This window comes from Microcystis sp. 49638_E5 (genome assembly GCF_021300285.1).
GTDB lineage: Bacteria > Cyanobacteriota > Cyanobacteriia > Cyanobacteriales > Microcystaceae > Microcystis > Microcystis aeruginosa_C.
The window spans coordinates 1-10,415 of record NZ_JAJTDH010000098.1 but is presented as its reverse complement, the minus strand read 5'-3'; the positions used below and the strand labels follow the sequence as shown (position 1 = coordinate 10,415).

The 10,415-nt window shown below is 41.5% G+C and carries 13 protein-coding genes; 4 read left to right on the top strand and 9 right to left on the bottom strand.

Going from position 1 to position 10,415, the window contains the following annotated elements; genetic code table 11:
- Positions 1–310: 310 nt before the first annotated feature.
- Positions 311–1,408, bottom strand: a complete 1,098-nt coding sequence (lepB, locus tag LW728_RS19790) for a signal peptidase I (RefSeq protein WP_287767820.1) — start codon at positions 1,406–1,408, stop codon at positions 311–313.
- 152 nt (positions 1,409–1,560) lie between these two features.
- Here lepB and LW728_RS19785 point away from each other — a divergent pair, with 152 nt between their 5' ends.
- The 3 genes from LW728_RS19785 to LW728_RS19775 all read left to right on the top strand — a co-directional run bounded on the left by LW728_RS19785 (position 1,561) and on the right by LW728_RS19775 (position 3,287).
- Positions 1,561–2,220: a glutathione S-transferase family protein gene (locus tag LW728_RS19785; RefSeq protein WP_287669633.1), complete on the top strand. Its 660-nt coding sequence runs from the start codon at positions 1,561–1,563 to the stop codon at positions 2,218–2,220.
- Complete coding sequence (locus LW728_RS19780; RefSeq protein ID WP_287767818.1) at positions 2,221–2,517, top strand: glutathione S-transferase; 297 nt, start codon at positions 2,221–2,223, stop codon at positions 2,515–2,517. It begins immediately after the preceding gene.
- Positions 2,518–2,666: 149 nt separating this feature from the next.
- On the top strand, positions 2,667–3,287 hold the full coding sequence (locus LW728_RS19775) for a chorismate lyase (RefSeq protein WP_287669630.1): 621 nt from the start codon (positions 2,667–2,669) through the stop codon (positions 3,285–3,287).
- A 32-nt stretch (positions 3,288–3,319) separates the two neighbouring features.
- Here the strand turns inward: LW728_RS19775 and LW728_RS19770 are convergent, their stop codons facing one another.
- Entirely contained in the window at positions 3,320–5,359 is a 2,040-nt protein-coding gene (locus tag LW728_RS19770) for a hydantoinase/oxoprolinase family protein (RefSeq protein ID WP_287767816.1), read from the bottom strand.
- Positions 5,360–5,443: 84 nt separating this feature from the next.
- Between LW728_RS19770 and LW728_RS19765 the strand changes: the two genes are divergently transcribed.
- Positions 5,444–6,451: a Gfo/Idh/MocA family protein gene (locus LW728_RS19765; RefSeq protein WP_287669626.1), complete on the top strand. Its 1,008-nt coding sequence runs from the start codon at positions 5,444–5,446 to the stop codon at positions 6,449–6,451.
- Positions 6,452–6,804: 353 nt separating this feature from the next.
- Here the strand turns inward: LW728_RS19765 and LW728_RS19760 are convergent, their stop codons facing one another.
- The 7 genes from LW728_RS19760 to LW728_RS19730 form a co-directional block, all read right to left on the bottom strand.
- Entirely contained in the window at positions 6,805–7,218 is a 414-nt protein-coding gene (locus tag LW728_RS19760) for a type II toxin-antitoxin system VapC family toxin (protein ID WP_002758126.1), read from the bottom strand.
- The gene (locus LW728_RS19755; protein ID WP_287767814.1) at positions 7,215–7,490 is read right to left on the bottom strand and encodes a hypothetical protein; all 276 of its coding nucleotides are present in this window, start codon (positions 7,488–7,490) and stop codon (positions 7,215–7,217) included. The genes LW728_RS19760 and LW728_RS19755 overlap by 4 nt, the downstream gene beginning before the upstream one ends.
- Positions 7,491–7,848: 358 nt before the next feature.
- The gene (locus LW728_RS19750) at positions 7,849–8,223 is read right to left on the bottom strand and encodes a type II toxin-antitoxin system PemK/MazF family toxin (protein ID WP_172968156.1); all 375 of its coding nucleotides are present in this window, start codon (positions 8,221–8,223) and stop codon (positions 7,849–7,851) included.
- Positions 8,204–8,512, bottom strand: coding sequence for a hypothetical protein (locus LW728_RS19745; RefSeq protein WP_287767811.1), 309 nt, complete (start codon positions 8,510–8,512; stop codon positions 8,204–8,206). Before LW728_RS19745 ends, LW728_RS19750 begins: the two co-directional genes overlap by 20 nt.
- 275 nt (positions 8,513–8,787) lie before the next feature.
- Positions 8,788–9,798: an adenine-specific methyltransferase EcoRI family protein gene (locus LW728_RS19740; RefSeq protein WP_287767809.1), complete on the bottom strand. Its 1,011-nt coding sequence runs from the start codon at positions 9,796–9,798 to the stop codon at positions 8,788–8,790.
- 37 nt (positions 9,799–9,835) lie between these two features.
- On the bottom strand, positions 9,836–9,961 hold the full coding sequence (locus LW728_RS19735) for an EcoRI family type II restriction endonuclease (protein WP_223211159.1): 126 nt from the start codon (positions 9,959–9,961) through the stop codon (positions 9,836–9,838).
- Positions 9,962–10,137: 176 nt separating this feature from the next.
- Positions 10,138–10,415, bottom strand: a 278-nt coding sequence (locus LW728_RS19730; RefSeq protein WP_287767807.1) for a PLL family lectin, incomplete at its 5' end; no start/stop codon positions are given.

Here is a 10,415-nt window from a genome sequence, read left to right as displayed (position 1 = left end):
TATCTTTTTTGATTTTCTGAGCCTTGTCCATAATTAAAGTTATTAAAACATTGACTTAGATTATAGCATTTTTTTCAGAAATTGGTTTCCACGTCTCAAATGTAAATGCTATATGATCGATTAATCTTTGTGTCCTTTGTGTCTTTGTGGTTCGTTCCACCCCCTCGCTAGGAGGAATGTATCTTAGAATACACTTTACCCACCAAATCCAAGAGAGCCAAAATTCTTGCGGTTAGGTTTTTCCTCGCTAATAAGTAGATAGGATTAAAATTACCCCTTGAAGATAGCTGAAAATCAATAGTCATCCCCATCATAACAAAGACTGGACACGATCGAGGGGCCAGTAAACTTTATAGGCTTGACCAACGATATAACTTTCCGACAAAAAACCCCAATCACGGGAATCAAAACTATGGTTACGATTATCTCCCAAAACAAACAGGGTTTTTGGGGGTACAGTCATAAATTCCATTTCATAATTGGCTAACTCGGCGGTGTAGAGTTCCTCGATAACTTGCCGGTTGAGATAAACTTTACCCCTGCGGATTTCAATGGTATCTCCGGCAATAGCGATGACTCGTTTGATAAAAAAATCTCCAGACTTAGGATCTAGTTGCCTAATTTTTTCCGGAGTTCTAAAAACAATTATATCGCCTCTTTTCGCTTGATAATTACTGGATTGACTGACGAAAACGCGATCACCTATTGCGAGGGTAGGTAGCATGGATTCGCTCGGAATCTGGAAAAATTCTATTTTTTGATGTAACCAATTGGGAAAATAATTACAGATAATTCCCCAAGTAAAAATCACTCCCACCATCAGTGCCAAAATGGAACGATAGGTGTGACGATGGGGGTGGAATTGATCGGGGAAAGTGTGATAAACGTGATAAATAGCGATCACTGTAACTAAAGGGGTAAGAAAGAGGATATTGGTCAAAAAATGATCCATTTTCAGGCTAATCTGGGATATAGTCAGAAAAATTATCCCTAAGATCACCTTATCGGCGTACAATTGCCCCAAACCTGGCATAATCCGGTTAGCGAAGACGGCAAACCATGGGTTTTTTTGTTTCCGGGGAATTTTCTCTAAGCTGTTATTCTGTCTGGAATCATAAACAGTCCAGTGAGCGTCAAAAATATTGCTAATGTAAACGATAACCAGAGCAACTATTCCCCCTAATCCCCAGCTTACAGGGCCATTGGGGCTAAAAATTGACCAAATTGTCACAATTATTAATATTACTTGAGAGATCGCCCAAATGGTTGCTTTTTGGTTTTTGCTAGCATACCATTGTCCCAAACCGGGGAAAAACATCGAGAGATTGACCGCTAACCAGGGATCTTTTGCTTGTGAATTAGTCGCATAAGGACGAGAAACAGCCGAAAAAAGGGAGGGTTTGCTCATAGTATAGACCTATTGCCAATTCATTTAACAGTAAACAGTAATCAGTGAAAACACAGTAGGAATAATACTGCTCGCTTAATACATACTGGTCACTTAAAACTCAAATCTGATAACTGATAACTGATAACTACTATAGCAATCAACAACAATTAATGCTTTTACTTCAATTTAGCACCTCTCATTACTGTCGCAAAGCTCGTTTAGCACTAGGTTATAAGGGGATTGATTACCAAGTAGAAAATCTCACCCCTGGACTACATATTCTCAAACTCAGACCCCTAACTAAAGGGTTAACCACTGTCCCCGTTTTAATGGCAGCAGATGAGATTATTGCCGATTCTACTGCCATTTTCAGATATTTAGAAAAAGTAGTTCCTTTCCCCTCTTTTATTCCCGATGGGGAAAAGGAGAAAAATCAAGCTTGGTTACTAGAGGATTGGTTAGATGAAAGTATTGGAGTAGCGACGAGATTTGTCTATTATAATTATCGCGCTGGAGAGGGAAAAGCGATCGATTCTTCCCTGAGTAGTCAAATAATTATTAATATCGTGCGACAACAATATAAAATCACCCCAGCCAGGGTAAAATTAGCGGAGGAGCGCCTAGAAAATGCCCTCAAGATTCTAGAATATTGGCAAAATCAGCCCTATTTGGTGGCGGATAAATTAAGTGTAGCCGATATTGCCGCCACTGCCCTACTCAGTCCTCTGGCTCTAATTCCCAGTTATCGTCAAAAATATCCCTGGTTGTTTGCTAGAATCGGGGAAATTCATCAACAGTGTCGAGAAAAATTGCCCCCCGGTTTAAATTAAATGCAGCGAACGATCAAAATTATCATCCTCATCTCGATCGGTTTCTTCTCGCCCCTAAAAGCCCTTGCTTTGCCCTCTCCTGAAGATATTCCCGAAGAAGTTTTACGAGCAGAAATTATCACTTCGGCTCGATCGCCCCTGGATAATCAACCCCTAACTGCGGCAGAATATGCCTTACTAGAAGAACAATTAGCCACCAGCATTTATTCCCCCCAAATTAATCCCAAGATTCGACAATTAATTGCCCTGAGAAGATTACAAAAACTCCTCCAGATTTTGATACCTTTCTATCGTTAATATCAAAATAGCCGATCTCCTTTGGCAAGATTGCATCTGCTAACCGAAAAATTTAGAGAGGATTGGAACAAGGCGATCGCTTTTATCGCCAGCAGACAAAAATCCCGTGTTATGATTAATGAAAAAATCATAAAGTTTTGTAACAAACCTTGACTGCTATCCTCCGCCCCCAAGAAAAGCCCCTGCTTAATCCTCCTTGGTACTCCCTGTCCCCTCTCTGGCAAGGAGACGAAACCGATGTTAAACAAGGTTTACCCCATAGCCAACTCGCGCCTCCTTGGCAGATTTTAATTCTCGGTGATGGTTCTCCCACCCGTCATTTACAACTTTTAACCGGTGAAAAAACGGAAGTGGATGTGATCGATATGTCCCCCATCGGCGATGATGAGGATGGCGCACCGATGAAAATTAGCCTGATTCCGGGGCCGAGATTGCGTCGTCAAGTCTGGTTACGCACAGCGAGCGGTCAAAGGTTAGCCTATGCCGCTTCTTGGTGGTCTGCCAATCAAGTGGACGAATATCTAGAAAATCGTTCCCTACCGATTTGGGAAAGTCTCTCGCGGCTGCACACGGAATTGTATCGCGATGTGCAGGGACTTTATTACGGTCATTCCCCGGAATTAGAAATAGCTTTTGGGGAAAAAGGAGCTTTTTGGGGTCGTCATTACCTATTTTGGCACGCTCGCCAACCCCTTACCCTGATTTACGAGGTTTTTTCTCCCTATCTCCGTAAATACCTCGGCGAAATGAGAATTGATCAATTAGAATAACTGCCGTAGATATTTCTATGTAGTTCAATTAGCTAATCTTTGGAGAGAATTAAATGATTTTTCTCCGTTAATTTTGCCATCCAACCCGGTTCAATCACAATCGTGCTAATTTTTTCGATAATAATTGCCGGTCCTGCCAGACAATCAAAAGGTTCCAGATCTGAACGCTGATAAATTGGCGTTTCCCGCCATTGATTAGCCATAAAAACCGCTACTCGATCGAGGATATGAGGTAATTCTCCCATCGGACGGGTGCGGGTTAAAATTGCTTCTTGGGGACTGTCCATAGTCTGGATCAATTCCACGGCAATCGACTCAACAATTAAAGCTTTTTGTTCTTGTTTAAACCCATAACGTCTTTGATGTTCCCGTTCAAAATCCTGACGCATTTGATCGCTAAAATTAACCGCTAAAGTGGCATCACTGCCTTGATATTTTAAACTAACTTGCTGCCGCACCCGATTATAACCCTCTAATTCCCGACCCGCTAAAACTTCTAATTCGTTCATTTCCGGGAGTAACTCCCCGATTAAATCGGCATTTAACGGCTGTTCGATCGCTTTTTCTTTAATTACCCTCAAATCGGCCAAACCCATGCCGTAGGCGCTTAAAACCCCGGCGTAGGGATGGAGAAAAATGCTTTTCATTCCCAGAGTATCGGCAATTAAACAAGCCACTTGACCCCCGGCACCGCCAAAGGTACAAAGAGTATAATCACTGAGATCATAACCCTTTTGTAGAGAGATTTTTTTAATCGCATTAGCCATATTTTCTACGGCAATTTGAATAAACCCCGCAGCCAACATTTCAGGACTATTATTACCCCCCATTGTTGCCACCAATTCTTGAAACTTTGTCAGCACAATCTCTCTATCTAGGTGTAAATTTCCCTCTTCTCCAAAAATAGCGGGAAAATAGGCATCTTGAATTTTTCCTAACAAAACATTAGCATCGGTAATTGTTAATGGGCCACCCCGTCGATAACAGGCAGGTCCCGGATTAGCTCCGGCACTTTCTGGTCCGACCCGAAAACGATAACCATCATAGACTAAAATCGAACCCCCACCAGCGGCCACGGTGTGAATACTTAACATCGGCGCTCGCATTCTTACGCCGGCAATTTCGTTATCTGTTTGGCGCTCGTATTCCCCTTGAAAATGAGAAACATCGGTGCTAGTTCCTCCCATATCAAAACTGATAATTTTGCTAAATCCCGCCCTTAAACTGGTTTGTACTGCCCCGACTATTCCCCCCGCAGGACCAGATAAAATGCTATCTTTACCCTGAAATTTATCGGCGGTGACTAAACCGCCATCGGATTTCATAAATAGTAAGCTAGTTTTCGGTAATTGCTGGCTAATACTATCAACATAGCGGCGTAAAATTGGCGATAGATAGGCAGAAACTACCGTGGTATCTCCCCGGGATACCAGTTTCATTAAAGGACTGACTTGGTGGGAAATGGCTAGATGAGTAAAGCCGATTTCTTCGGCAATGGCTGCCACTTGTTTTTCGTGGTCAGGATAACGATAACCGTGCATAAAAACAATCGCACAACTTCGGATACCCGCTTGATAAACTGGTATTAAATCGGCTTTAACTTGGGCGGGATTAACGGCGATTAATTCTTGTCCTTGACGATCGTAGCGTTCGGCCACTTCGATAACTTGTTCGTATAATAAAGAAGGAAGAATAATTTGACGGGCAAAAATATCGGGGCGATTTTGATAGCCAATTCTCAAGGCATCTTTAAAACCTTTGGTGATTAACAAAACCGTGCGCTCTCCTTTTCTTTCTAACAGCGCATTTGTGGCTACCGTTGTTCCCATTTTGATCACTTCGATGTTATCTAGGGAACCGCTAATATCTTTGATCCCTTGAATGACTGCATCTGGGTATTTTTCGGGATTTTCCGAGAGCAGTTTATAGAGAACAATCCACTGTTGATCGGCAAGGGGAACAATCAGAAATCTAGCGGCATCTCTAGCTAGTCGTTCAATAATTTCTGGTTGATCGATTATCGCCACGATATCGGTAAAAGTTCCCCCTCGATCGATAAAAAATTTTAACATAATCCCTTCCAGTTCTCAGAATCAATTAACAATTGCGCCTAATCCTTTTAAGATAAACTAGATTGATTTATCTGAGTAAGCAAAATGTCCACAGGAATCGCTATCTTAGGGGTAGGACGTTGGGGAGTGCATTACGTCCGTCATTTTTCTCAACATCCCTCAGCGCAAGTAGTGGCGATCGTTGATCCCTCCCCTGAAAAACTCCGTCTCTGTCGCGATCAATTTAATCTCGATACTAATAAGGTTATTTTAGCCAATGACTGGGAATCTATTCGCAATCACCCCGAAATCTCGGCTGTGGTCGTCGTTACTCCCGCCATCAGCCATTATCCCCTGATTAAAGATGCTCTTAATTTAGGTTATCACGTCCTCGCCGAAAAACCCTTAACCCTCAATCCCCAAGAATGTGCCGAATTAACGGCATTAGCGGCTAAAAAACAGCGTATTTTATTAGTTGATCATACCTATCTTTTTCATCCCGCCGTTATCACTGGACAAAAAGTCCTGCAATCCGGGGGTATCGGTAAACCTCTTTATGGTTATGCCACTCGTACCCACCTGGGGCCGGTCCGTCAGGATGTGTCCGCTTTGTGGGATCTAGCTATTCACGATATCTCGATTTTTAATCATTGGTTAAATAGTACACCAGTATCGGTACAGGCGAGGGGAACTTTCTGGCTACAACCTAATCTAGCCGATTTAGTCTGGTTAACCCTGATCTATGGCGATGGTTTTCAAGCGACTATTCACCTTTGTTGGTTGAATCCCGATAAACAGCGACGCTTAGGAATAGTTGGCAGCGAAGGGACTTTAATTTTTAATGAATTAGACTCTCGATCGCCTTTAACCCGACAAAAGGGCTATTTTGAACGTCAGGAAGCCTATTTTATTCCCCGGGGACAAGAGACGGAATCTATCCCTATTGCCGATGGTGAACCCCTGAAAGCATTGTGCGAACATTTTTTAGAGTCGGTGGCTACGGGTGTCGATTCTCCTGTATCTTCGGGATCGGTAGGGACGGAATTAGTCAAAATCCTCCAGGCAGCAGAATTATCTATAGCTAGAGGTGGAGAAATCCTGCGCTTAGAATAGGTAAAAATGGGATCGATAGGTAGGGTCTGCTGAAAAAGTTTTTCGTGGGGGTAGGGTGTGGGGTGTGGGGTGTGGGGTGTGAAGTATAACCTGATTTGCTATTGACGAGGAGTTTGTACGGCGTTAGATTTATTAGAGGTTTTCTTAATTTGTACCCAGTAAGAGGGTATCGGAAATTCTCTTAATCCCCCCTACAGCACAGGTTATGCCTTTTTGTCAACGGGGAAGTCCAGAACCCGATCGGTGCGTAGCGCGCTCGATCGCTAACGGATCAAATCAGCGACGGCATTAGAAAGCAAGCTCAGCAGCGACGAATTTTGACCGTCCGCTGCCACGCAGTGTTAGCTGGCGGTTCAAGGAAATAACTCAAAGTAATCGCAGTGACTTGGACGAATAATCGAAAAATCTCGGCGATCAAGTGTGTAAACGCGAGTAATAGTAAGCCTTTCAGCTATGGCAATGATCGCTGCATCTGTAAAGTCAAGCTGATTGTCAGCATATTGTTCCAATATCTCATGCACTCGTACCAAGTCTTCTGGGATTACAGGTTCAACTTGAACCGCATCAGGTGTCATACTGGATACAAAACGGCGCATTGCTTGGTGGCCCAATCTTGATGCAATCAGATAGCAGACCTCAGGCAGGACAACGACAGGTAGAACCAATGGCTCATTCACGCTTTGAGCAATAGCCAACACCCGTTGATGATTGCGATCGCCCTGATCGGTTAAGGCAAACAAAAAACTGGTGTCAAGTATCGCCGTCATACTGAATTGCTTGGGTTAAGATTCCAGCCGGACACCGGATCAATCTCATTGCCTAGAATCTCTTCATCACGTTCTGAAATATCCTCTTGACCAGAGTTGCCTAAACCTGCAACTGCAAGCAGAAAACTAGAAGAATGAGTGGTCAGTTCTCTTTGATAGGCTGCTTTATAGCGAAGATAGTCAAGAAAATTAGACAGTTCCACTAAAGCCTCATCAGGGAGAGCCTTGACTGCTTCAATTAGCGGTTGCCGTTCTATAATGCTTCTATCCATTACTAAATCTTAGATTAGGACTTCTCCTATTTTACTCCTCAACTCAACGAACAGGCTCACTTACTAACTATCACAGCAGGTAACACCTGAATACAGTCCGCACAAATTGGCATGAAGTCAAAGATCACAGTTGGGGGTCTGCCGTTAACCTAACCCACCAGAGCGGTGTACTGCTACGCAGTGCCTTCGACATCGCACTTAAATCCACAGTTTCCATCAATGTGCATGGTGCGTTCCCCAAAATCGATCGGTGGAGTAGTACCACATTAGGGAACGCACCCTACCAGCTGAATTCACCCGCCATTTTGGTCTATTTTCCAGCATCAGTCGCTTTTTATTAGTCGGGTGCAATGATTTGTTAGATCTCAAATTCGATTACAGTAGCAATGGCGGCTACAATTTCCAGTATTGTAATTTCAGAAACGCTTCCTAATTTACGAATAAACCTTTGTAAATCCACCCCCCTTAGTTGAAGAGTATCAATTGCAGAAGCTTTATTCAATCCATTGATACTGTTAGGTTCAATTTTAACGTGCCAGAAATTTGCTGAAAAATATGTTTTCCAGTCTGTAATAGGAGCAATAAGCTTGATAGGAAGCTTTCCTACTGAATCGGAACTGATGACGACAGCAGGACGCAATTTTTTGATTTCTGCACCAACAGTAGGATCGAAGTTGACTAACCAAATTTCTCCACGTTTTGGCAGCTCAGGGTTAATACTCAATGATGTCACCTGCCATTAACTCCTGCCATTCAGAATCTTGTTGATAGTGAGAGAGCATTATATCGGCTTGACTTTTGAGAATATTCCTCCGTTCAGTCATTGGTAACTTCAGAAAAGCAAGACGCTGTTTTAAGGATGGAGAGATATATTCGCTGGTAGAAGAATCAGAACTAACTTCTTCAACCAAAATAACTACCTCAACAGTTTGTCCTACAGTCAGCTCTGGAGATTCAATTTCAATTCTATTTCCCGGTAGGACTTTTGCTGTCGTGTACAAAGTTGATTTAACTTTAACCATTTTAAGCCTTCTCTTTAAGTATTGTTGTTAATGTAGCTTATTAAAATCGGCGATCGCACTTTAACCCACAGTTTCAATCAATGTGCATGGTGCGTTCCCCAAAAATCTATTAGTGGAGCAGCAGTAGCCATATTAGGGAACGCACCCTACGGCGATGGCGATCGCATTGCGTAGCAGTGCCTTCGACATCGCACTAAGTTTGGAGCATAACGATCGATTTCACCGACATTTTGGATCGTAGCGGAAAAATGTCAGGTACAACGATTTGTTATACCTTATCTTTCTTTGTCAGTTAAATCAATATATTCAGTTTGTATTCGTTTATTCTTTATTAGTATTCTAAAATACGGACATTTCCCATTTACTGATAAATCTTTATCATCATTCCCTTTCCTGAATTTAATTATTTCAAATTGGTCGGGATTAAATTTATGTAAAAATGTTATTGGCACTCCCATATATCCCTTATAGTCTATTGGTATGTCTTGTGTTTTATTAATATTAATTCCATCATAATTGTCATATTTTGGATATTGAACTTCGTTGCCAAAATATATTTTTGTGAGTTCTATATCTTCGTGCCGCTTAAAATTATCTAAATTAGTAAGCCATAAACAATTGTTCGGTGAGATTATTCTATTACCAGAGTTATCTATTCGAGTTTCTGTTCCATATAGTTCATAGTGTTCAGGTACAATAAAACCTGAAATACCTCTACCAAGATTTATTCCTAACCACGCCTTGTTTTCTTTAATAAGTTTGAAAATTTCTTTATAGGTTATTGCATTAATATTTCCAATTATCAAAAACTTTTTATCGTATTTAACCAATTGAGCTACATACTCTCTGAATAATGAAAATGGGGGATTGGTAACAACAATATCGGACTGCTTTAATAGTTCAATGCTTTCCGAACTACGAAAATCACCATCTCCATTAAAGTAAACTAGGTCAGTTGAACTTGGTTTGTTTTTTTCGCCTTCTGTACCTGTATATTCAAAGAAAAACCCTTTTTCATCTTCTTCTGTATTAAATAAATTTTTTACTTGCTCTCTATAACAAGATGTTATTATTTTTTTAAGACCTAATTCATTAAAATTTGAGGTAAAATAATTAAAAAAGTTACTAATTCGGGGGTCATCGCAATTGCAATAAACTACTTGATTTTCAAAATGACTTTTATAATGCTGTAATTCGCTTTCTATATCTGAAAGCTGTGTATAAAACTCGTCACTTTTTGATTTTTTAGCTTTTTGTAATAATTCGTTTGTTGCATTTCTTGCCATTTTCAACCTATTTTGATTTAATAAATCTTTGTTTTAGTTATTTACTTTTGGTTATCTGATTAAATATCTCACTGCCTAATACTTTAAGAGAGGTTTTAGAAATTTCAAGCATAATATCAAACATTTTTTTGACATCCCATTTTCCGCGCTCAGGGGCTGCCATTAACCTCAAACTCAGCACCAGCGGCGTCTGCAAGCCATTAGGGAGAGAAAAGACACCTCCGGTACCTTGGAGGTCAGAAGTTCAAATCCTCTATCAAGTAATAACCAGAGGCTTGCATGAAAATTCTGGGGCATGTTTTAAAACAGATCCCAGTAGCCGAACCAGTAAGAATAGGTTTAAAGAGGGAACCATCCTGACCACGCTGGGTTTTCAACGCGAGGATCGTAATACTGGCTCCACACCTTTCGGTCATAGCCGACCACAAACAATGTCACCCCACCAGGCACTCCGCTGATGGCAGTTACCACCGATGTTGGTGGAAATGTGTTATCTCCGAGGGGGAACCAATCAGACCATTTAGCATCTGCAATTCTGGGATCATAGAACTTGCTCCAAATTCGGCCATCTAAACCGACAACGAAGAGACTGGCTGCGCCGGGTAATGAGCTAACGG

Coding starts and splice junctions, on each gene's coding strand:
- lepB (WP_287767820.1), bottom strand. CDS start 1,408: ATGAGCAAACCCTCCCTTTTTTCGGCTGTTTCTCGTCCTTATGCGACT.
- LW728_RS19785 (WP_287669633.1), top strand. CDS start 1,561: ATGCTTTTACTTCAATTTAGCACCTCTCATTACTGTCGCAAAGCTCGT.
- LW728_RS19780 (WP_287767818.1), top strand. CDS start 2,221: ATGCAGCGAACGATCAAAATTATCATCCTCATCTCGATCGGTTTCTTC.
- LW728_RS19770 (WP_287767816.1), bottom strand. CDS start 5,359: ATGTTAAAATTTTTTATCGATCGAGGGGGAACTTTTACCGATATCGTG.
- LW728_RS19765 (WP_287669626.1), top strand. CDS start 5,444: ATGTCCACAGGAATCGCTATCTTAGGGGTAGGACGTTGGGGAGTGCAT.
- LW728_RS19760 (WP_002758126.1), bottom strand. CDS start 7,218: ATGACGGCGATACTTGACACCAGTTTTTTGTTTGCCTTAACCGATCAG.
- LW728_RS19755 (WP_287767814.1), bottom strand. CDS start 7,490: ATGGATAGAAGCATTATAGAACGGCAACCGCTAATTGAAGCAGTCAAG.
- LW728_RS19745 (WP_287767811.1), bottom strand. CDS start 8,512: ATGGTTAAAGTTAAATCAACTTTGTACACGACAGCAAAAGTCCTACCG.
- LW728_RS19740 (WP_287767809.1), bottom strand. CDS start 9,798: ATGGCAAGAAATGCAACAAACGAATTATTACAAAAAGCTAAAAAATCA.
- LW728_RS19735 (WP_223211159.1), bottom strand. CDS start 9,961: ATGGCAGCCCCTGAGCGCGGAAAATGGGATGTCAAAAAAATGTTTGAT.